Genomic DNA, 21036 nt, shown 5'->3' on the forward strand with positions numbered 1-21036 from the left:
CGCCGGCGGACTGACAACCGGTGGCGGCCGCCGTGTTCAGCGCCCACTGCCGCATCGCTCACGCGCCCCAGCGTCGCGCCTGGCGCTGTCGGTGCTGCCGAATAGGCTGATCACTTCGGTGGGCACGGGCGGACGGCCCGTGTCCGTGGAGCAGGGGGCATCGTGGTGGGCGGAATTCAGTGGCTTGTGGATCAGGATCCTTGGCAGCACACAGTGGTCTTCGCGCGCGGCATCGAGCCGGAGGAACTGGGCCTGCGGATGGGTGGGACGCCGGGATCCGTCGTGTCGCCGATCACGGATGCGCAGGCGTGGGACATGGTCTTGGACCTCAGTACGGACGATGAAGACGTCGTGCGGGTCGGTGCGTGTGCTGGCTGGTCCTTCGCCATCGAATACGGGCTGGGCGACGGGGGTGGCCGGCTGTCCGAGGTCTCCCTGAACGGAGTGGAGGCCGTCGGCCTGGAGCCTTCCCCTGACCATCCGCCGTCGATGTTCGCCTACGCCAGAGACGGTGTGCACGTCTGTAGCTTCGGGATCGGTGAAGAAGTCTGGCGATGGGGTGAGGACCCGGACCTTCTGTTGCCGGAGCTGATAGCAGCTGGTGTACTGCACCCGGACGGCCAGTACGCGCGACCGGAGAGCGAGGACTACCGCGACCGAGACCGGCATACGCTGGCGCTCATCGAGGCCCGGTTCGGGCTGCTCCTTCCCCGTGACGCAATGGCGCACCAGCGCCTACCCGCCTTCCTCATCCGGTGACCAGCAGCGGAGCGAGCAGCGAGCCGACGGCCACGCGGGCGGGGAATCGCCAGCGCGGCAACGCCCTGCCGGACCCCCGCCGAGAGGTGCAATAGCGACCGCTGTGGAGCCGCCTTCGGACGGGCTGCTCCCGGCCCCGTGGTGCTGTCGACCGCGGGTAGGCCAGGTAGCCGTCACACGTCGCCGGCGCCGCCCCCGGTCAGCAGTCACCCCGGCTCCGGCCTCTGTCCCCTACCGCATCCAGGGCCTCGGGTGAACCCGGGCAGGACGATGCAGGGTTGTCGGCGTCGACGTCTTCACGGCCCACATGACACATGCCCATGAGGATCTGCAGCAAGCCAAGCCGTCCGTGCACTGTTCGGCACGGACGCAGGTGCACAGACCGAAGGTGTCCGAGATCTGCATCGCCCGGCTTGCTCCGCTTGGCCGCACCCACATGCAGTCACTGCGCGACGCGATCCGGCAAGCGCCGCCGAGACGCCGTCCTCGCTCGCCGTGCGGAGCGGGCTCGGGTGGACCAGGCGGAATATCGGGCGAAGCTGCGGCGCGCGGTCGAGCAGCAGCGGGCCGAGCACGAAGCCGCCCGCCCGGTCTGCGACGTCCGCGGACGAGGTTCGACCGTGACCCATGGAGGAACAGCCAACAGTGTCAGCCGACGCTGTGCGAGACCAAGATGGTCGCGGCCACGGACCAGCTGAGCGCGACCGCCTGGAGCAGGGGGCCGCCCCGACCGAAAAGCCCGCGGCTGGCGTTCCCGCTTCCGCCCCGGGCGGGCCTCTTGATGCCTGGGCAAGCCCCGGTCCCCGGTCTCTGGACGGTTTCGGCACGGGTACTCGCCCTCCGGTCGTCTTCGGAGTTGGGCTCGATGCGCTGCGGCGGGCCGCTTTACTCATCGGATGATTACACAGGGCGAGCAGCTTCTCATTCTGAGTGATAAGCCTCACCGGCGGGTCGGCTGGGCCAACGACTCCCTTGGCTCGTAGGGGAGTTGATGCTTCGTCGCCGGTCAAGCGAGAGACCTCCTCATTCGGTCAGCGTGAATGTGCCGTGTGGGTCGCACTCCCTCTATGGGTTTGTGTATACGTCGACTTCAAGGGGAGTCGGTGGGGGTCTGCGTAAAACCGGAACAGGGTAATGGCGACTGCAAGAGATCCATTTGGAAAATAATGGGTGGGACTGATTCTGAACCGTCAGTCAACTTGTGAGCGAGGAACTGTTCGGGCCGACCTGGGCCGCTCGGGTACGGTCGAAGGGTGTGTAGGGCGTACCAGGTGCATGTTTGGAAGAAGTCAACAGTGATCGCAGGATGTCTTTGTCTGAACGGTTGTATGCAGGGCCGCTCGGCGTCCGCGTGCGGTAGATGTGGCAATTCGGGCCGTAGTGGACATGTGGGACGGCCGGCTGGAGCGCGATCTCACCCGACCGCGAGTCGGATTTCTCGCCGTGCAACCCCCCATAAATACGGCAAGTGGGCGACTGAAGGCCCTCGCCCGCAACTCTCTCGCGGCTCATGGTGTTAACTGGGCACAGGTCTGAGCCTTGGTGGGTCCAGGCCCTTTCAGGAGGCCCTCGGCGGGTGGTACCCCGGGGGCCTCTTTGTTTTTCTGCCCTTTACGTACATTTAACGTTGCTGCCGTGATTTGCAGATATCTACTTGCGCGTGTCGCGCACTTTGGAAACGTTGGAAAAAGTGATGGCGTTTTCTTTGATGCAGCGCGCAGCTATATTCGGCAGTGCGTGACTTGCCCTATGGAGAAGGGAAGTGCGTCGAGCTAAATGGAGCCGGGTAGGGGCGGCTGGGATTCGCTCCAACGACGGAGTAACGTGGCTTGCCTGACGTCGTCGACGCCGCTTCCGGCTACCAACCGGAGAGCACAGGCGGAGGAGAGGGCGCTGGACCCACCACCTGCTGTGTCCCCGATCGAAGGAGCTCAGACCAGATGGCCACCGCCGTTACTCACGGCGTCGTCACGCGTGGAGCGCGGACTCAGCCTGTCCGCCCCACTGCAGAGCCGACACTGACTGCCCGTCACCAACCTGGTGGTACGCAGTCCTCCCACACGCTCGTGAACACGAACGCTTCCTCCGTCTCCGGAACGGGGGAGTAGGTAGATGCCACCGAACGTGGAAGCCTTCCACACCACCGATGTCCTCATGGGGCGTCAACCCATGCCCCCGGGAAGTTTCCTCGGCAACCTCTCGGCAGCAGCTTGGCCCCACTTCGTCCACACCTGGGGGCCCGACGCCCGCACCTACCAGAGAGGCGAGGAACTTCCCCTCGGCCCCGGGAACCAGCACGTCTATATCGTCATGGGTGGCTGCGTCATCCAGGAACGCTTTCCCCTCGGCCGAGGCCACAGGGCTCCCAAGGTGTCTCGCTTCCGCGGCGTCGGGCAGGTCGTGGGCGAAGCGAAGCTCATCGATCCGTCTTCGTCCGTCACCACGTGGTGCCTGAGCACAACATGGGTCATGCCCTGTGACGCGCGACGCCTGCACGTACTGCTCAAGCAGAGCCGTGAGGTCGAAGACGCCCTCCTCCTCAGCCTCGAGGCGCGCAACCGCAGCGACGAGCTGATCTACAGCACCGCCGACCGGTCACCGGTCCAGCGTGTCGGCACCCTGCTCGCCCACCTCGCCGTCGTCGCCGGCGCCAAGGACCCTAACGACCCCGAGCGCATCACGATCACAGGACTCAGCCAGACGAACATCGCCGACGCCCTCCTCCTGGGCAAGTCCACCGTGGAAAAGGCCGTGGCTCAGTTGCGCGAGTACCAAGTGGTCGCCTGCAAGTACCGGCAACTCATGGTCACTGACATGCGCAGGCTCCAAGGCGTCGCTGCCTCATAGCTCGCAGCGCCCGTTCCCCGGAACGAACGGTCTCCACGGACGCTGAACATCCAAGACTTGGTCCAGCAGTGATTCCAGAAGGAACGACCACGATGCTCCCCAGCTACACCGTCCTGGCCATCGGTACCAGTGCGGGCACCTTGATCGTCGGCGCCATCGGTGCGGTCATCGGCATGGCCGCCCTGACCGTATCCGTTCTCCTCTACCGTCACGGACAGCGCGTCTTGCACGACACCCGTACCGCGCGAGCCATCGACCGAAACGGCGACGACCTGAACGACATCGACACAACTCTCAGGCAGAGTCACGAAAAACTGTGCGAGTTCGCCCAGGTGCCGTGTACGACCGGCGACCTCGCTTCACTGCGCCAGCTTCGCACCCAGATCAGCACCCCTGCCAATGCGCCGGAAGCCATGCGCACTGAGCTGAGGGAAGTCGTTGAGGGCTTCACCTCATACCTTTCAACAGGTCTCCCCTCGCTCACGAGCGGAGACCGACGACAGCAGTTGGAGCGCGCCATGGAACAGGAAAATGCCCGCATGCACCTGCACACAGCGATCATGAAGGCTCAGCAGAAGAGCCGCGCGCTCCGCAAGGGCTGAGAAAGCGGCGACCAGTACGGGCGGACTGCAACACGCGTCCGCCCGCCTACCCGGTCGTGTGGCTACCACCCACGCATCCCGAAGGCGGAGGGTTGTTCGAACCGCTCCGGCACCAGAACTACTGGCGCTTGCTTTCCCCTTCGGGGCTGGCCACCGGAGTGAGGGGAGACGTGACAACGGCCTCTCGTGCAGAGGCCGGGTCTGGGGGTGGGGACTCAAAGACCCCGGATGGTCAGGGGCGGTCGGCACCATGTCAGTGCGAACGCCATGCCTGCCGGGAGCAGGGCGGCGACGAGGAGCAGTGCGGGGACGGAGTCGGCGTGGTGGAGGATCCAGGCCCACTGCTCGGGTTGGCCGTTGCGGACCCAGCCCGTGGCGGCACAGATGAGGGGGATGCAGGCGAGGGCTGAGGTGGACAGGTGCCGGCCGAGGATGGGCATGAGGAGCAAGGCGAGTGCGGTATAGCCGGCAAGGTTGCGGCCCAGGACGGTGGTGAGGCCGTCCGAGCCGGCGAGGCGGCTGACCACTGCGGTGCTCAGTCCGAGGAGACCGACGGCCCCGGCAAGCGCGGTGTCCCAGACGCGTAAGGATCGGCTCGCGACCGTCTCGGTGGCGAGGTCGCCTCGCCCTGTGCCGTAGAGAAGGACGATCGCCGGCGCCAGCGTGATCAGGTGCCCGATCAGGAAAACACCTGATGCCCCGGTGAGCGCGGGTACGGGGAGCCGAACGTCGCCGATGAGGAGGCCGAGGACGATGGTCGCGGCGAGGGTGGCCAGGAGGGCGGGGACCGCGCGGGCCTTGCACCACCAGATCACTGGCCGCTCCCGGCAACGAGGGCGATCGGGGGCTCGTCGGTGCAGTTGGCCATGGCAGCGGTGTTGCGCCGGTACCAGTCAAGCTGGACGTTCTTCGGCTGGCTGAGGACCTTCTCGGTGACGAAGGCGACGTCGCGTGGGTCGAAGCGGCCCTCGATGAGGCGGGTTTCCCCGGTGGCCGTGGCATAGAGCCACGCCGCGACGGGTCCTTGAGCAGCACCGGCTGGGTAGACGTCTCCGTTGAGGGCGCAGGCGGGAGGCTTGGGAAGGAACCCGGAAACGACACCGGCCGCGAGGTCGCGGGGGGTGGGCCGGGTGGGGATGCCGAGCTTGCTCTCCCCCGGGCCGGGTTCAGCCGCCATCGTGAGGATGGGCGCGATGGTGAGTCCGGCTGTGGCCAGGCGGTCTGTCGCGGCCCGGGCCCCTGCCGCGATCATGCCCGCTCGGGGTTCCAGCTCCGGCCACAGGCACACCTTGGGGGCGCCGTTGTCGCAGACCAGTTCGGAGGCAGGGCGGGCGACGACGGGGTCGTAGCCGATGTCCCGAGCCAGGTAGCCCGCGATTCCGGCGCCCGAAACCGCCACGACTACGGCTGCCGCGGCTGCCGTGAGGGTGCCTCGGAAGTGGATCAGGACCAGGGCGGCGCCGCTGACGGCAAGGGCGAAGACGGCGCCGCTCCACAGGGCGCGGGGGTCGATGACCTGGTCAACGGCGCAGCAGCTGTCGAGGCTGCTGGCGACGAGGTGCCGGATCCAGCGGATGTTCCAGGACGCGGGGTAGGCGTTGGCGATGAAGGCCACGATCAGTGCGAGGGGCGCCGCGAGCGCGCCGGGCAGGGCTCGGCCCAGGACGGCTCCCGCGAGAGTGTTCGCGATGAGGGCGGCGGTGGAGACGGCGAGGATGCCCAGGTCCGGGATGCCGAAGCCGAGGTCGGCGGCGGCCGCGGCAGGGGCGAACGCGACGAGGAGGGCGAGCACGCCCATGGCGACGACCGGGGCGAGGGCGGGGAAGGCGATGGCCAGCGGGGAGCGGACCGGACCCTGGTCGAAAACGCGTCCCCGATGGAGGCGGGCGCTTTCCCACGCCCCGGCAGCCGCGCATGCGGAGGCGATGAAGGGCTGGGCGAACGTCGCGGTGCCGGTGGCGGAGGGCCAGTACAGCGGCGTCACCCAGGTGGTGAGGTCGTCGCCCAGGGCCGTGACCACGAACAGGGCGAGCGGGGGCAGCAGCCAGGTGGCCGAGGAGGAACGGATGACGGCGCGCAGCAGCATCTCAGACCTCCTTGCCGACGAGACGGGCGTAGGCGTTCTCTGCGTGTGCGCGGGGTGAGTCGCCGTGGTCGGCCAGCTCGTGGAACTGGGCGGTCGTGCCCTGGAAACGGACGGTTCCCTCGTCCAATACCACGACCTGGCTGTAGAGGTCGAAGAGGTCTTCGGTCTGATGCGTGGAGACCAGGATCTGGACGGCCCCGGTGAGTTCCTCGACGAGTCGGCGGAAAACGGACCTCTGCTGTGGATCGAGTCCGGCGGTCGGCTCGTCCATGAGGATCAGTTCGCTGCGGTGCGCAAGTGCCCCCGCGATGCCCATTCGACGGAGCTGGCCCCCGGAGACCTGGTGGCTCTTGCGGTCTGCGAGCTTGCTCAGCAGGACCTGGTCAAGAGCGCGCTCGGACGCCTGCCAGGCGTCTCTACGGGACATTCCCTTGAGCCAGCCTGCGTAGGCGACCTGCTCCCGGACGGTGAGGCCGGGCATCGGCGTCACCTGTTGGGGAATCCAGGCGACCTGGCGGCGGAAGGCTGCCCTCTCGCGGCGTTGCGCAGGATCGAGGTCATTGAAGGACAGTCTGCCGCCGAGGGGACGCAGCTGTGATGAGGCCAGCGCCATGAGCGTCGACTTGCCGGCGCCGTTGGGTCCCAGGAGGACTGTAGCGGGGCTGTCCAGGTGAAGGTCGAACCCATCGAACACGTCGTTCCTCCGGGTGTACCGGAAGGTTACGCCGTCGAAAACCAGAGCCATGAGGCTGCGCAATCCGCCGCCCGGTGTGCGGGCGGCTGGTAGTGGTCTGCTGAAACGTGTGTAGCCTCAAGAGCCCTGTGAAACAGGAGACTTGAGGCCGTAGTCGCGCAATGTGTATCAATACAGGGTGGTGACGTTGCGCACCGTCAGGTATCGGCCGAATTTCAGGCCCGACACACAGTGCAGCGGCCCGGGCGTTCGGCACGGGCACGGTGCACGGCCGGCCGCCCTGGAATCCACCGTCACCCCCGCCGCCGGCGGCAGCACCGACTTCCGTGTGGAACAGGAGAAGGCGTGCCCGGACACTCCCTGCATTGCAGCAGGGGAGAGGAGCGTCCCAAGCGGCGACCCCGCAGGGCACTGAGTACCGTCGCCGGGCACGCCGGCGGACCGGCGCGTAGGAGCGGCGAAGTCCCTGCAATGGGGGCGGAGCGAACCGATCGGCGCATTCGGCCTTCGCCAGGCAGCTGCAGGGGATGGGGCCGAAGGCACTGCGCCAACTACGGCTGGGCGACGGCGTGGGCGTGCGTCCATGCGGAACTCGGTCTCCATAAGGCCTTCCTACGCCGAGCGTGGCGAGCCTGCGCTGCTGCTCCTCGTTCAGCCGGTCCCAATTCCGCAATCGTCACTGGGTGTGGCGCTAGTCAATAGTGACCGCGGAGGCGTTTGAGGGGCGGACGATGTACGAGTGACCCAGCGCGTGAACGCTGCGGCGCGGTGGCTGCCGAGGGCGCGTGCGTGATGGTGCACCCTCGAACATCACACCTTCTCTTCAGCCGTTTGCCTGGTGGGGTGGGCTGCTGCGATGCGGTCGTTGCTGAGCCAGTGGAACAGGACCGGCCCGAGAGCGACGACGACGGCGCCGGCGATGATGAAGGGCCAGGACAAGCCGAGTGCGCGGGCCAAGAGACCGCCCAGGACCGCTCCCAGGGCAGATGCGCCGGTCGACAGCGTCCGGAAGACGGCAGTGACTCGACCGAGCAAGTGGTCCGGAATGAGCCGGGCCCGCAGGCTCACGGCGATGACCGATTGGGTCACCACGACGAATCCGTCCAGCGCCATCAGGGCGCTGAGGACGACGACGTGGTCGGCCAGCCCCAGGGCGACGGTCGCCACGCCGGACACGCCGGTGGTCCAGAGCAGGGTCGTACCGGGGCGAGTGAGCCTGCCGACGCGGTCGCCGTACACGCCGCCGAGGAAGGCTCCGACCGCACCGCCGGCGAGGACGAAACCGAAGACGGAGGGGCCTGCGTCGAGACGTTCGACCACGGTCAGGGAGATGAGGCTGTAGGTGGCCGAGCTTGCCAGGTTGCCGACGCCGAACAGGACGCACAGGGCAACGAGTAGGGGCGAGCCGGTGAAGCCACGCACTCCCGCTGTGAGGTCTTCCGTGAAGGTGGTCGCGGCCCTGCCGGGCGCCCGCTTGCTGCGCGCGAGGGGGAGCACGGTCAACAGCAGTGCGGCCACGGCATAGCCAGTTGCACCCAGGGCGAAGGGAGCGGCGACTGCGAGCGCGAAGAGACTGCCGCCCAGCGGAGGACCGACGAAGTTGTTGGCGACGGTGTAGGTCGCCTGGAGCCTGCCGTTGGCCCGTTCGAGCTGATGGTCCTCGACGAGCGTGGGCACCAGCGCCGAGGAGGTGTTGTCGTACAGGGTTTCGGCCAGGCCGAACAGGAACGACAAGGTGCACAGCATGAGGATGTGCACGTGCCCGGTTGCCAGGATCAGGGTCAGGAGGCCGACACCCAGGGCCCGAGTGGTGCTCGCCATGCGGAGCAGGAGCACACGGTCGACACGGTCCGCCAGGGTTCCTAACGGCACCGAGAACAGCAGCCACGGCAGGTACTGCATGGCGGTGATCGTGGTGATGGCCAGGGGGTCGCGAGTGATGGTCAGGGCGACCAGTGGCGTGGCGGACAGCAGCATCCCGTCCGCGAGGTTCGACGTGGCCGTGGATATCCACAATCGCCGGAACCCGCGCCAGGCTGCTTGATCGTGTGCCGAGTCTGACATCGTCGTTCTCCCTTGACGAGCTGTACGGTCGCACCGTGACGCTACAGGCGTCTCTTCGGGACCACCGAAAGCGTGAAGTGCCGGCTGGCCGAAGACTTTCTGGCTCTGTTCACGTTCAGCAGCAGCGATTGTTGATGGGTTTAAGCAGTGTCTGGTCGGCCATCTGGCGCGTGGATGTTCACGAGAAGTAGCGGCAGTGCCGTGTAGCTGAGGCGAACATCGTGAGGGGACGCTGGCTCGGTTCACGTTGAATCCCGGATGCTGGCGCCCGGACGAAGGTGCGAGGATCTGTTCGTGGTGACGGATGCAGAGTGGACTCGGATCCGGAGGGACTTGCGCTTCGGGCAGATATTTGAAGGCACCGTGGTGAAGGTTCCCCGGCCCGGTGTGATCGGGATCTTCGTGGACATCGGCCTGAGCGTCGGAGGGTTTGTCGACGTCCTGTGGCTGTCGGGTGAGGTCGAGGACTGGCCAGCGGAAGGCACGGTTGCCGATTTCAAGATTTGGTGGGCTGACGGCCGCCAACAGATCCGGCTGGTGCCATGCGATTCTCGGTATCTGCGGAACGACTTCGCAGCCCTGGTCGAACGCATCCGCCCTGGTTGGCCATCCGACGACGGCCAGCCGGTGCCTGACCCCGAGCCTCCCCCCTACGAGGAGCGGACCGCCCTTCGCCCTGATGGCCGCGGGCCAACTTCCCGTGAGGCTGGACAAACGGCCGACGGCCCTGGCGGGAGCTAGCTGGCCGCGGCTTCGGCTCGGGCTCGGGGTGCTGGCGCGGCGGTAGGAGTCGGTGCCGGTCTCGATGATGGCGCCGCCGAAGGCGAGGCGGTCGACGATGGCCGCGCAGAGGCGGGGATCGGTGAACGTCTTCGTCCAGCCGCCGAACGACTCGTTCGAGGCGACGGCCACGATGTTCTTCTCCTCGCGTTCGGTCAGGACCTGGAAGAGGAGTTCGGCGCCGCGGCGGCCGAGCCCCATCCCAGCCGAGTCCGTCGATGCAGGGCAGGTCGATACGGCCGTTGCGGGCGAATATCTGCGAGAGCTGCTCCTCATCGGCGGCCTCGACGAGCAAGTTGACCAGCTTCGTCGCCAGCACGTACTCGAGCCGGTAGCCGGCCATCGCCGCCTCGGTCCCCAGCGCGATCAGCATGGTCGAAGCCGTCGATGGTGAAGTTGTGGATCACGTCGCGGACCCGGTCCACGCTGATGAACGACACTCCGGCGATCTTCGCCACCGGCATGCCCTGCGCGGACAGCGGATCATCTGGGCCCGCCGCCAGGTCACACCGACCCGATGCCCCTGCTGATGATCTGCAGCAGCCGTCCGCCTCGTCGTCATCGATCTCGCGCGCCCGCACCTGCCCAGCCACAGACCAGCACCCTGGCAGATCCCCACAGCCCCCGCCAGGGCCACCACACGAGTGTCAGAAAGCGGCCTCGGCAAAGCGGCTCCGCAACCACGCTGCCTCCGCAGGCATCAGGTTCGGGTCAGCCAGCTTGGCCCTGACCGCCTCCTGGATCCGTCCCGTGGGATCGCTCCGAGAGCCGTCGCGTATGCCGCGCAGCAACAAGCCCCGCCCCAGGCGGGCGGCAAGTCCGCGGACGTCCGCGCTGCCGATGGTCACCATTGTCATCGCCACATCGGCAGCGGGATCACCAGCGCTCGCGTTGCACCAGTCGATCACCACCGGGCCCCGGCGGGTCAGCATGACATTGCCCGGATGCAGGTCCAGATGCAGCACCCGATCATCATCCGCCGTGCTGAAGCGCTTGGGCAGCCACTCCGGTGCCGGCAGCACGTGCAAGCGGTCGTGGAGGCCGCCCAGCATCCGGCCGAGGGAACCCACCTGCCACGGGCGCCGGGCCATCACGTCCAGCATCGTCGGCCCGGTCAGCCGCTCCAGAACCATGTCGGTCCCGGTGGCCTCGTACACCTGGGGCACCGGATACCCGCATGCCGTCAGGTGCGTCATCAGACGCGACTCCAGACCAGTGGGACCCCCGTGCCGGTACCGCCGCAGCACCCTGGACTCATCCAGGGCATACACATCGGCATCCCGACCCCGCGCGATCAACTCCATGCGGTGCAGTCTGTCTTGACGGACCAGCCCGCGCCAACAGGGCGAACGCTGCCTCACGCGACACTAGGGTGGGACGCGTGCCGATACCTGTACATGCCTTCGCCCACCGGCCGTTGACGGCAGCGGCTGTCGCCGAGCTCGTTGCTCTGCCGGCCGAGCTGCACATCCACTATGACGACGTCGAAGCGGTGATCCTGCAACGCGGATGGAGCTGGGAGCACGACCTGGTCTGCGACTCCTTCCGCACCGGATACGGACATGTGTTGTGCGCTGAGGGCCGCAATCCGTTCGGGCAGCCAGAGGCCCGGCGTTTCCTGGTTTTCGGCGAGGTCTACCCCGTCGACCCGGACGACGAGAGCATGACGAACGGACCGTGGTTGTACGGCCTCATGGACGACTGGCAGGAACAGGCCGGCTGGAGTGGGCGCCGAACGGGCACCGATCAGGACTGCGAGCACGTCCTCGCGCAGGCAGCGCGAGCCGTCACCGAGTACCTCGGCTCAGCTCCAGAGCGCACGATTCTGTCGTCCGCAGCGGTGGTCACAGGTCCTGCGCTGACGCACCGCGTCTGGCGCACCCGCACCCACGCGCTGGTACTCGGACCGGCGGCAGACAACGGCCCTTACGGCTACCTCACCCACCTTCAGCTGTCCTACACACCACTCGGCTGCGGCCCTGACCTGCCGCGCGAAGAGGACGAAGACGGCCTGGCCAGATGGATCACTGCGCACGTCGACTGGTGACCCCCGGGCCCGCCGCATGAGTGGGCCTTGCATGCGGGCCCCGGGCCGGTGCTGGGTGAGCACGACTTCGACCCGGACCGAGCGCCTCCCCGGAGCGCCGCACTTACTGAGCTTCCTGTGTCTGACGCTGATACGACAAGTGGAAGATTATTGCGGGTCGTGGTTCACCGATCCACGAGCTACCGGATCGCTACGTGCTCTCCGAAACGCCGCAGCCGTTGGCAGTGCTGCGTACGGGCTCTGGTGCGCCGAGCACGGGCTGGCCGTCGAGCCGGTGATGGAGTGGCATCCCGGCGGAGGGATCCGCTGCACCGGCCTGTCCCGGACCCGTGGCCTCGCGGCCGGCGGTGGTCGGTGGTCGGTCAGACTGACCGCTGTGACGGATGGCGAGAAGGCCGAGGTCCCGGGCGAGGCCATCGGGGCTTACTACCTGGCAGAAGTCGCGGCCGACGACCTGGACTCCGACGACCTCTCCTGGACGCTGGTAGACGCCCTTCGCCGCGCGGGAGCTGTGAGGAGCCCGGCGTAGAAGGGGCTGTCCGTACCGGGCGATGCGCTCGGGACGCGGTGCCGCGAGGAAGGAACACGGCTGGTGGGGGGGACATCGATGACGCCCTGGCCCGCGCCGATCGGGAGGGGTTCACGCGGGAGCCGCCCAAGGCCCTGAAGGGGGCGGATCGATTTCTTGGTCAGACACAGCTGAAGTCGACCGAGGGCGTCGCCGTAGAGCTTGGTGTCAGCCAGCGGTCGGTGGAGCGTTATCGCAAGGGCGAACGGAAGGTTCCGCCGAAGGGATCGCCGACCGCATCGACGACGCCGTCTGCGCACGATGCCAGTCCGTGGTCCGCAGCCGCCGCCGCAAGCAGGCTGCCGCCAGCACCGGCATCACGCTGGAGACCCGCATCCGGTACGGGTACACCACCGCGGTCGGCACGACCGACGACGGCAGCTTCCGCCACCTGACCGTCCACCCTCCACCCGCGTACGCGCAGCGCCTCTTCAACTGCTTGCGCCGATGGGCATGCCCGCAGGTCAGCTGTGTCCGGCGGCCATGGAGTCGAAGGTCTCCCGCATCATCCGGTCGATGGCTCCGGGCTGTTCGATCAGGGAATCGAAGAGGTCGGCGAGCAGCCACAACACGAAGCCGTGCACCAGAGCTTCCTCCGGCGGAATCTGCCCGTACCGGTCACGCCACGCCACGGTGTCCATGCCCATGGCGGCGGCCATGAGAACGCCGGTGACCATCGGCACCTGAGCCGGGTCGGCCGTCTCGAAGCCGGGGAGCCTGCGGATCACTGCGGGAATCAGATCGCTGAGCGGATCAAGCCGGTCTTCGCCACCGGACTGTTCGGCGATCAGGTATCCGGTCAGCACGCCCACCAGGAAGACCGTGCCCCGGGACACCTCCTCGCGTCCGTACGCATCCACCGCGGCCTTGACCCGCTGCTGCGCCTCTTGACGCTCTTCGGCGGAAGTCCGCTTCTCCAGGACCCGATATGAGTCCCACGCCGCACGGACCGCCTCATCCACCACTACGCCTTCACTGGTCATGGAACGACCGTAGGCCAGCCAACGCGCCGGCTGGTATCCCCTTGGAGGAAACCACCGGGTCTCGCGACTGCCGTGACCTTGGAGAGCGCCGGTCTTCCGGCCGCCGCATCGAGCCGGGGCAACGCGCATCCCTGGCATGGAGCTCACCAGTAGCCGCGGCGGCGTTCGACGCCGCGTCGGACCTCGCGCAGACACTCCGGGCAGTTCGGCAGGCAGTTCATCCGGCGCGGCCGATCCCTCTTGGCCCAGCTGAACCCGTACAAGGCTGTGGCCGTGCTGCACGGCTGGCTCTCTTCGTCCTCAGTGGCATGCGAGCCGTAGCCCGGTACGTTCCAGGTGACCGTTGCCTCCCTGACGTACGGTGCGCCCTTGGGTCAGTCATAGATCGATTCGGTCGTGGCACAGCGTATGAGCAGGTCAGGCCTAGTTCAGCGCTTGCCGTACCGGAGCTGCGAGCTGGCATCGACCGAGTCGGGCTCGAAGGACGGGTCGCAGTCGTTTGCGTGATCTCACGAGCCCGGCTTCTGGTAGCGCATCAGCGAGCGGGACATCAACAGCAGCCGCGCCAGGTCGCGCTGACCAAACCGAACGGTTCTCGCCTCCGAGGCGTAGCCGTACGCCGGGTCGTGGGCGGGCTTCTTCGACATCGGTCCTGGTTCGCGCTGCTCCGGCGGTCAGCCCTCGGACACCGACATCCGCGCCTGGCTTTCGGCGTGCGGGGCGGACGACCAGGCCGACGATGATCGATCCGCTCCACGGCTGAATCCACGGCGGACGCGGTCGGGGCGGCGGGCGTGGCGTCGGGATTTGTGCGGGTTGTCGGGTGATGATGGCGAAGTGCGACTTGATCATGTGTCCTATGCGGTGGCCCGCGACAGCTTCGTCTCGACCGTCCAGTGGATCGGATCGGCCCTCGGCGCCGGGTTCGTCGACGGGGGCGTGCACCCGAGATTCGGCACCCGCAACTTCATTCTCCCGCTGAGCGGCGGCACCTACGTCGAGGTCGTCACCACACTCGACCACCCCGCCGCCGACCGCGCACCCTTCGGCCAGGCGGTTGCGCGCCGCGCCGCCGAAGGAGGCGGTTGGCTCGGTTGGGTGGTCTCCGTCGACGACATCGCCCCGGTCGAGGCCCGCCTCGGCCGCACCTCGGCCGAAGGCCACCGTGTCCGCCCCGACGGATTCGACCTGAGGTGGAAGCAGATCGGCTTGCTGGAACTGTTGGAAGACCCGCAACTGCCTTACTTCCTACAGTGGTTGGTCCCCAGCGAGGAGCGCCCGAGTGCCGACCCGCGTACCTCCAGCACCATCCACGGGGTCTCCATCGCCGGCGACGCCGCCTCCATCGCCGAGTTCCTCGGAGAACCGGCCGACCACCCCCTCGACCAGATCGACGTCACCTGGGTCGAGGACGAGGAACCGGGCCTGGTATCGGTCGAGTTCGCCACCGCCCATGGCCCGGTCACGATCTGACCGGGGCCCGACTGCCCCGCGGGAGCAGCCGGCCGGGGTCTCCTGGCTAGCGCGCGTCTCTTTTATGGGTTGGTGAGTCGATCGGATGTGTCTGCCCGGTTGGGACCTGCCCGGGCGATCACGTATGCGCCGGATGACGAGGATTACCGCCGCAGTTGCGCCAAGGGGGTTTTCGAGCCCGACCCGGACACTTCCGCAGCCACCGAATTCGTGCTCGGGGGACAGGCGATGGGCAAGAAGTTCCGAGTAGCCGTGGGTGTGGTGACGCCGTTCGCCGCGCCGTCGCTGGCAGCGTGCGAAGGTTCCTCCGGCGACGGGGCGGATGGAGCGAAGGGTGATGCGCCCAGGGTGAACCCGCCGCGCGAGCGACCCAGGCCCTCACCTCACGCACCACCTCCACCAGCGTGGTTCGTTCTGGCCCCTGGCCCAGCGGCCGACTTGCTTGGGGTCTTCGATGGCGGCGAGGCGCGCGACGACGCGCTGGCTGAACTGGCCCTGCAGGAAGCTCGCGATCCCCTGGATCTTCAGTTCGGCCGTGTCGAGGCAGGCGCGGTTTTCGGCTCTTTCAGCCTGAGCCAGTTCACCGATGTGGAGGACAGGGGTCACCGTGTGGCTCGACCGCCGAAACACCGACGACGAGGCCTCCCTCGCGGTCCTCATCCAGACCCTGGGCATCCCGGGCGACCGTGTACGACACCTCACCTGGTGCCCGCACCCGGTGGTCCAGTTGCTGTCGCCGTCCCCTCCCGAAGGCGGCCGGCGTTCATCACGCTGGACAGGCTTTCTCCGGAAGCGCAGTAAGGCTGGGGACGGTTTCGCCACCTCCTAGTGCCGCATCAGGCAACGTTCGCCTCGCTGTGACTTGTCGTCTGGTTGCTGGGTCGAACAGCGCGAGCATGCAGTCTCATCGAGGTTTTCGCCAGGCACACCGGCCAGGCCCTGGAACCTGCGCCGTCGACCGGGGCCCTTGCCTGAAGCATCATCAGATGAGCCTTTCGTCAGGTTTGGTTGCCTGAGGGAGCAACATAAGAACGCATCTGCGCGACGCGCCCGTCGGCCGTAATCCATTCAGCTGCGGAACTGCCGGCGTACCGCCATCCGGCACGTTCATAGAGGTTGATGGCCGCGGTCGCCCCGGCTTCGACTTCCAGAACGGGCCTGAGTCCGTCGGCTGCAGCTACTTCGATCGCCTTGTCCAGCAGCTTCGCGGCCACCCCTCGTCGGCGGGCGCCAATACTGACGAAGAACCGCGCCACGGACACCAGACGCTGCGAAGGCAGACCGACAGCGATGGCCAGCGCCTCCCCGGGACGAGCGAGGGCCAGATGACCCCAGGACAGCCGAACCATCCACGGCCACCCAGGCATCGAGCATGCTTCTGGGAGTCAGTCAACCTTCGGGATCGACAGGCCAATCCACTGGATAGCGATCTGCCGCATGGACCGTGGCGAGTGCCTGTACGCAGCCGTGCATGTCGTCATCGGCGCGAGGGCGAAGCGTCAGTTCGTTCATTCCAGGATCTTGACACGTCGCCGTTCACGATGAAGTCCCCACTCCACAGTCCGGAAAGGGTGCTCACAATGATCGCGTGGCTATACGCGTGCGTGTGCGTCAGATCGATGACGACGAGGGGCAACGGCTGCTGCGGATCGTCCGCTGGGGTACTGGGTCGTTGGTGACCTGACGGCGGGCTCAGATGGTGCCGCGGAAGCGGATACCCATGAGCCGCTGGACGAGTGCACGGGCAAGCTGCGTAGCATCCCCGGATGCCAATCACCAGTTACCTCTTACACGGGCCGCGAGTGGTCATACGCCGCGTCCGCAGTCAGGACTACGACGAACTCACAGCGCTTGCCCCGGAGAGCGCCGCGGTGCTTCGCCGCTGTCTGGCGCCCGCGAGAACACAGTGGAAGCGTTCGAGAGCTACCTCGAACGACTTGAGCAGCCCACCCGTGCGGGCCTCGTGATTTGCCCGCACAGCACCGGTGCGGTCACATTCAGCCGGACAACACTTCCTTGCTGAACCTCGTCAAGCGCGGACTGGGCTACCAGCGCGAGGGCTATTCCGCAGTCTTCCAGTTCATCAACGGCGAGTGGAGGGAGCACGAGTGCTGGGTGATCACCGCCGAGATGCACAGACAGCAGCACAGCTTATGCCCCCTGACACTCTGCGGGGTGAGATCGGGGGACAGCTGCGCAGCCAGCCGACGCTGACGCTCGGACAGCCCAACTCAACCGCCCTACACGACACTTGGCGGGAATGGCTCAGGCATGGGCGCTGAGATCCCGTACCAGCTGTAGGTTCACAAGAACCGCACACCATAATTTCAGCGTCGATTGCATACACAGGCCATACTGGACCGCTCGCGGACGCGATCATGGACGGTAGAAGTACGCGTCAGCTCATCCGCAGACCGACTGCCAGCGTCAGTTCAAGGACTCGGTCCGGCGATGTGAGATCCGGAAACAGCTCCCGCAGTTGCGACATCCGGTACCGGACGGTCTGGGGATGGACGAACAGCGCCGCCGCCACCTCATCCCGCCTGCCCTGGTGCATCAGCCACGCCCGCAGCGTCTCCTCCAGCCGCCGCGCGGTCGCGACGGGCAAGGTCCGCAACGGCGCGAGGGCACGGGCACGCAGGTCTGCGAACGCGTCCACGTCGGCGCTCAGCACCAGCTCGGGCAGGTGGTCCTCGGTGTCGCGGATATCGGAGGAGAGGGAGCGCGCGCGTGCCGCCCGTGCGTACGAGGCGGACGCACGAGTCCACGGCCGGGCCGGGCCGACCACTGCGGTGCGGTCGGTCAGCTGCCGCAAGAGACGTGATCGGTCCGCATCGGGGACGAGCAGCACACCGGTGGCGTCTGGCAGATCGTCGAGGACGAGGGTGCTCGGGTCGAGCGCGCGGTAGGCAGGCCGGGCCTGGGCGGCGGGCAGCAGGACCGCGGTCAGTGAAACCGGAGGCTGCCACCCGGCCCGTTGAACAGAGGCCAGCAGCACGTCCGGGCTCGCGCCGGTGAGGAGGTCGCGGGCCAGGTGTTCCAGGTGGCGCTCTTGGTCCCGACCCCGGGCGGCCAGTTCGTCGGCGTGGCCCGCGGCGCTCGCGGCGGAGAGCTCGTCGATGTAGGCGAAGGTCAGCTCGGCGAACTTGGCGACCTCGGCGGCGGGCAGACCTGCGGGAACCGCACCCGCTGCCAGGCATCGCCAGGCTACGCGGGCGCCGACGCGGTAGGCGCTGAGCAGGGCGTCCATCGAACGGCCGTCGCGCACCTCGCCGCGGCCCAGCTCGTAGGCTGCGTCACCGGCGTCGCCGCCCGTGGCGTTCCCGCTCGCGAGGTCCAGGTAGTGCCCCAGGGCGGTGCGGACGGCACGGCGGATGGTGCCGCCCATGCGGCCCGAAAGGGCGTTGGCGTAGGGAGGCACCTCGTCGATGATCGCCTGGACGACCTCGTCGGCGGTGGTTTTCAGCGCGGCCCGAAGTGCGGTGACCGTCGTCTCATCCAGGGCCAGTTCGGTGGCCCTCCGGAGTGCATGGCTCATGTTTTATTCTCTGTGAACAATTCAGCCGACCAAATTTACGTCCTGCGGTCAAGACTTTACGCCTTGAAGCGCATCAAGCTGGAGTCATGACGAGTACAGCCCTCCGCAGTAGGGCGTGGAAACTGCTGGAGATGGTCACGACGCCGCTGCTGCCGTCGGACTACCTCGACCTGGTCAGCCCGCTGCGTGCGGGTGCGGATCTGCGAGGGCGCATCGAGGCCGTGCATCCCGAGACGGGTGACGCCGCGACCATCGTGATCAGGCCGGGGCGGGGCTGGCGCGGGCACACGGCCGGTCAGTACGTGAGGATCGGGGTCGACGTCGACGGGAGGCGCCTGTGGCGTGCCTACTCCCTCACCTCGCCGACAAACCGCCAGGACGGCCGCCTCACGATCACCGTGAAGGCGATCCCGGACGGCAAGGTCAGCAACCACCTGGTCCGCAGCGCGAAACCGGGCACCTTGATCCAGCTCGACCAGGCAACCGGTGACTTCGTGCTGCCGGAGGCCAAGCCCGCGAAGGTGCTCTACCTGACGGCCGGCAGCGGCATCACGCCCGTGATGGGCATGCTGCGCGACGTCGAGTTCGACGATGCCGTCATGGTCCACTGCGCGCCACAGCCGCAAGACGTGATCTTCCGCAACGAACTGCACGACATGGTCGCGGACAAGAAGCTGCGGCTCACCGAGGTGCACACCGACACGGACGGCATGCTCGACATGGCCCGTCTCGACGAACTGGTACCCGACTGGGCCGAGCGCGAGACCTGGGCCTGCGGGCCCGCGGGCCTGCTCGACGCCGCCGAACGGCTCTGGAGCGAACACGGCGTCCAAGAGCGCCTGCACACCGAACGTTTCCGCCCCGGCATCGTCGTCGCCGGTGACGGCGGCGAGGTCACGTTCAGCGCCACCGGCAAGACCGTTGACGCGGACGGCGCCACGCCGTTGCTGGACGTCGGCGAGGAGGCCGGCGTGCTCATGCCGTCCGGGTGTCGCATGGGCATCTGCTTCGGCTGCGTCACGCCGCTCAAGGCGGGCGCCGTCCGCGACCTGCGCACCGGCGAGATCACCGAGGCCGAGCCGGGCGTCCTCATCCAGACCTGCGTGTCCGCCGCGGCGGGCCCCTGCGACATCGAACGGTAGGAGCACCTTGACCGCCATCGACCCCACCGCCCACCTGACCGCGGAGCAGATCGAGGAGCTCGGCCGCGAGCTGGACGCGATCCGCGACGAGGTGATCGCCAGCCGCGGCGAGAAGGACGCCGCCTACATCCGAAAGGTCATCTCGGCGCAGCGCAAGCTCGAGCTGGTCAGCAGGGGCGTGCTGCTGTTCTCGTTCTTCCCGCCCGCTTGGCTGATCGGCACCGCCGGACTGTCCGTGGCGAAGATCATGGACAACATGGAGATCGGCCACAACATCCTGCACGGTCAGTGGGACTGGATGAGGGACCCGAAGATCCACTCCACCACCTGGGAATGGGATCACGTCTCGCCGTCCGAGCAGTGGAAGCACTCGCACAACGAGCTGCACCACACGTACACGAACGTGATCGGCAAGGACAACGACCTCGGCTACGGCATCATGCGCGTCGACGAGGACCAGAGGTGGCACCCGTTCCACCTCGGCCAGCCGCTGTGGAACTTCATCAACGCCTGCTTCTTCGAGTACGGCATCGCAGCGTACGACCTGGAGCTCGGCAGGAACCTGAGCAAGCGCCGCCGCAAGAACCCGGAGTTCCGCGCGCGGGCCAAGGCCGTGGGCCGCAAGATCCGCAAGCAGGTGCTCAAGGACTACGTGATCCACCCGCTGCTGTCCGGCCCGTCGTTCCTCACCACGCTCGCCGCCACGTTCACCGCGAACCTGGTCCGCAACATCTGGTCCCACTCGGTGATCATGTGCGGGCACTTCCCCGAGGGCGTACAGGTCTTCGAGCGCCGGTCGATCAAGGGCGAGACGCGCGGCCAGTGGTACCTGCGCCAGATGATGGGCTCGGCGAACATCAGCGGCAGCAGAGCCATGCACTTCATGACCGGCAACCTGTCGCACCAGATCGAGCACCACCTGTTCCCGGACCTGCCGAGCAACCGGTACGCCGAGGTCGCGGTGAAGGTGCGCGCGCTGTTCGAAAAGTACGAGCTGGAGTACGTCACCGGGCCGCTGCCCAAGCAGGTGTTCTCCGCGTGGCGCAAGGTCTTCCGGCTCTCGCTCCCGAACAAGAAGCCCAAGGTCAAGACGCCGAACCGCGATCAGGAACTGGTCGCTGCCTGAGTCCCGGTTGTGGTTCAGACCCTTCGGCCGTACCGGCAGCACCGACGGGTTCGGTGAGAGCCGTTGCGGACGGTGGGCGGCCGCGACATCACACCGTACGACACGGGAACCGGGGCGGCCCGGCGTCTGGCTGCGCTGCCTGGAGGCGCGCCAGGAGTTCAGCACACAGCAGCCCCCGGCGAGGTGGCGTAGTGCGCTGACCTGCCGTGGTCGGGCCGGTAGCCGGGTGCGTACGCGCACTCGGTTCGCCGACGGGCGGGCCGGGTGGAAGGCACGGGCTGCGACGTGGACACTGCCGGAACCTCTACCTGCACCGGCGTGACCCGC

At 67.4% G+C, this 21036-nt stretch carries 21 protein-coding genes and 3 pseudogenes; 11 read left to right on the forward strand and 13 right to left on the reverse strand.

Annotated elements, in window-relative coordinates; translation table 11 throughout:
* Positions 1–162: 162 nt before the first annotated feature.
* From ACIQK6_RS31050 to ACIQK6_RS31060, 3 genes are all read left to right on the forward strand, one after another.
* Entirely contained in the window at positions 163–759 is a 597-nt protein-coding gene (locus tag ACIQK6_RS31050) for a DUF6461 domain-containing protein (protein ID WP_402695974.1), read from the forward strand.
* A 2112-nt stretch (positions 760–2871) separates the two neighbouring features.
* Positions 2872–3606: a Crp/Fnr family transcriptional regulator gene (locus tag ACIQK6_RS31055; RefSeq protein ID WP_329106818.1), complete on the forward strand. Its 735-nt coding sequence runs from the start codon at positions 2872–2874 to the stop codon at positions 3604–3606.
* Positions 3607–3698: 92 nt separating this feature from the next.
* Positions 3699–4208: a hypothetical protein gene (locus ACIQK6_RS31060; protein ID WP_329106820.1), complete on the forward strand. Its 510-nt coding sequence runs from the start codon at positions 3699–3701 to the stop codon at positions 4206–4208.
* 215 nt (positions 4209–4423) lie between these two features.
* Here the strand turns inward: ACIQK6_RS31060 and ACIQK6_RS31065 are convergent, their stop codons facing one another.
* The 4 genes from ACIQK6_RS31065 to ACIQK6_RS31080 form a co-directional block, all read right to left on the reverse strand.
* Positions 4424–5023 carry a hypothetical protein gene (locus ACIQK6_RS31065; protein WP_402695975.1) on the reverse strand — a complete coding sequence of 200 codons (600 nt, stop codon included), beginning with the start codon at positions 5021–5023 and terminating at the stop codon, positions 4424–4426.
* Positions 5020–6294, reverse strand: a complete 1275-nt coding sequence (locus ACIQK6_RS31070; RefSeq protein ID WP_402695976.1) for a hypothetical protein — start codon at positions 6292–6294, stop codon at positions 5020–5022. Before ACIQK6_RS31070 ends, ACIQK6_RS31065 begins: the two co-directional genes overlap by 4 nt.
* A gap of 1 nt (position 6295) precedes the next feature.
* The gene (locus ACIQK6_RS31075) at positions 6296–6988 is read right to left on the reverse strand and encodes an ATP-binding cassette domain-containing protein (RefSeq protein WP_329106826.1); all 693 of its coding nucleotides are present in this window, start codon (positions 6986–6988) and stop codon (positions 6296–6298) included.
* A gap of 810 nt (positions 6989–7798) precedes the next feature.
* Positions 7799–9052 (reverse strand): MFS transporter, encoded by a 1254-nt coding sequence (locus ACIQK6_RS31080; protein WP_329106828.1) that lies wholly within the window; start codon positions 9050–9052, stop codon positions 7799–7801.
* A 294-nt stretch (positions 9053–9346) separates the two neighbouring features.
* Here ACIQK6_RS31080 and ACIQK6_RS31085 point away from each other — a divergent pair, with 294 nt between their 5' ends.
* Entirely contained in the window at positions 9347–9793 is a 447-nt protein-coding gene (locus tag ACIQK6_RS31085) for a hypothetical protein (protein ID WP_329106830.1), read from the forward strand.
* Here the strand turns inward: ACIQK6_RS31085 and ACIQK6_RS31090 are convergent.
* From ACIQK6_RS31090 to ACIQK6_RS31100, 3 genes and pseudogenes are all read right to left on the reverse strand, one after another.
* A pseudogene (locus ACIQK6_RS31090) lies at positions 9790–10211 on the reverse strand (ATP-binding protein); the annotation flags it as partial. The gene ACIQK6_RS31085 and the pseudogene ACIQK6_RS31090 overlap by 4 nt on opposite strands.
* Positions 10207–10425 (reverse strand): annotated as a pseudogene (locus ACIQK6_RS31095) (helix-turn-helix domain-containing protein); the annotation flags it as partial. The pseudogenes ACIQK6_RS31095 and ACIQK6_RS31090, both read right to left, overlap by 5 nt.
* 54 nt (positions 10426–10479) lie before the next feature.
* Complete coding sequence (locus ACIQK6_RS31100; RefSeq protein WP_329106832.1) at positions 10480–11136, reverse strand: aminoglycoside phosphotransferase family protein; 657 nt, start codon at positions 11134–11136, stop codon at positions 10480–10482.
* A gap of 77 nt (positions 11137–11213) precedes the next feature.
* Here ACIQK6_RS31100 and ACIQK6_RS31105 point away from each other — a divergent pair, with 77 nt between their 5' ends.
* From ACIQK6_RS31105 to tpg, 3 genes and pseudogenes are all read left to right on the forward strand, one after another.
* Positions 11214–11879: a hypothetical protein gene (locus ACIQK6_RS31105; RefSeq protein WP_402695978.1), complete on the forward strand. Its 666-nt coding sequence runs from the start codon at positions 11214–11216 to the stop codon at positions 11877–11879.
* A 376-nt stretch (positions 11880–12255) separates the two neighbouring features.
* Complete coding sequence (locus tag ACIQK6_RS31110) at positions 12256–12408, forward strand: hypothetical protein (RefSeq protein ID WP_329106836.1); 153 nt, start codon at positions 12256–12258, stop codon at positions 12406–12408.
* A 38-nt stretch (positions 12409–12446) separates the two neighbouring features.
* Positions 12447–12883, forward strand: a pseudogene (gene tpg, locus ACIQK6_RS31115) (telomere-protecting terminal protein Tpg); the annotation flags it as partial.
* A 28-nt stretch (positions 12884–12911) separates the two neighbouring features.
* Here the strand turns inward: tpg and ACIQK6_RS31120 are convergent.
* Together ACIQK6_RS31120 and ACIQK6_RS31125 are read right to left on the reverse strand one after the other, a co-directional pair.
* Entirely contained in the window at positions 12912–13430 is a 519-nt protein-coding gene (locus ACIQK6_RS31120) for a hypothetical protein (RefSeq protein WP_329108318.1), read from the reverse strand.
* Between the two features lie 509 nt (positions 13431–13939).
* On the reverse strand, positions 13940–14077 hold the full coding sequence (locus ACIQK6_RS31125) for a hypothetical protein (protein ID WP_329106838.1): 138 nt from the start codon (positions 14075–14077) through the stop codon (positions 13940–13942).
* A 190-nt stretch (positions 14078–14267) separates the two neighbouring features.
* On the opposite strand from ACIQK6_RS31125, the gene ACIQK6_RS31130 reads away from it, so the two are divergent.
* Complete coding sequence (locus ACIQK6_RS31130; RefSeq protein ID WP_329106840.1) at positions 14268–14903, forward strand: VOC family protein; 636 nt, start codon at positions 14268–14270, stop codon at positions 14901–14903.
* A gap of 378 nt (positions 14904–15281) precedes the next feature.
* Here ACIQK6_RS31130 and ACIQK6_RS31135 read toward each other — a convergent pair whose 3' ends face one another.
* From ACIQK6_RS31135 to ACIQK6_RS31150, 4 genes are all read right to left on the reverse strand, one after another.
* Positions 15282–15509, reverse strand: coding sequence for a hypothetical protein (locus ACIQK6_RS31135; protein WP_329106841.1), 228 nt, complete (start codon positions 15507–15509; stop codon positions 15282–15284).
* A 392-nt stretch (positions 15510–15901) separates the two neighbouring features.
* Positions 15902–16252 carry a GNAT family N-acetyltransferase gene (locus ACIQK6_RS31140; protein WP_329106842.1) on the reverse strand — a complete coding sequence of 117 codons (351 nt, stop codon included), beginning with the start codon at positions 16250–16252 and terminating at the stop codon, positions 15902–15904.
* A gap of 40 nt (positions 16253–16292) precedes the next feature.
* Complete coding sequence (locus ACIQK6_RS31145; protein ID WP_329106844.1) at positions 16293–16415, reverse strand: hypothetical protein; 123 nt, start codon at positions 16413–16415, stop codon at positions 16293–16295.
* 886 nt (positions 16416–17301) lie between these two features.
* Positions 17302–18441, reverse strand: a complete 1140-nt coding sequence (locus ACIQK6_RS31150; RefSeq protein WP_329106846.1) for a helix-turn-helix domain-containing protein — start codon at positions 18439–18441, stop codon at positions 17302–17304.
* 86 nt (positions 18442–18527) lie between these two features.
* Between ACIQK6_RS31150 and ACIQK6_RS31155 the strand changes: the two genes are divergently transcribed.
* Genes ACIQK6_RS31155 through ACIQK6_RS31165 form a run of 3 tightly spaced genes read left to right on the forward strand, consistent with a single transcriptional unit; the run spans position 18528 to position 21031 of the window.
* Complete coding sequence (locus ACIQK6_RS31155; protein WP_329106849.1) at positions 18528–19583, forward strand: ferredoxin reductase; 1056 nt, start codon at positions 18528–18530, stop codon at positions 19581–19583.
* Between the two features lie 7 nt (positions 19584–19590).
* A complete protein-coding gene (locus tag ACIQK6_RS31160; RefSeq protein WP_329106851.1) occupies positions 19591–20709 on the forward strand; it encodes an acyl-CoA desaturase in 1119 nt (372 codons plus the stop codon).
* Positions 20710–20716: 7 nt separating this feature from the next.
* Positions 20717–21031, forward strand: a complete 315-nt coding sequence (locus ACIQK6_RS31165; protein WP_329106853.1) for a DUF6207 family protein — start codon at positions 20717–20719, stop codon at positions 21029–21031.
* The last annotated feature ends 5 nt before the right edge of the window (positions 21032–21036 follow it).

It is taken from the genome of Streptomyces sp. NPDC091682, assembly GCF_044756625.1.
In the GTDB taxonomy this organism is placed as follows: Bacteria; Actinomycetota; Actinomycetes; order Streptomycetales; family Streptomycetaceae; genus Streptomyces.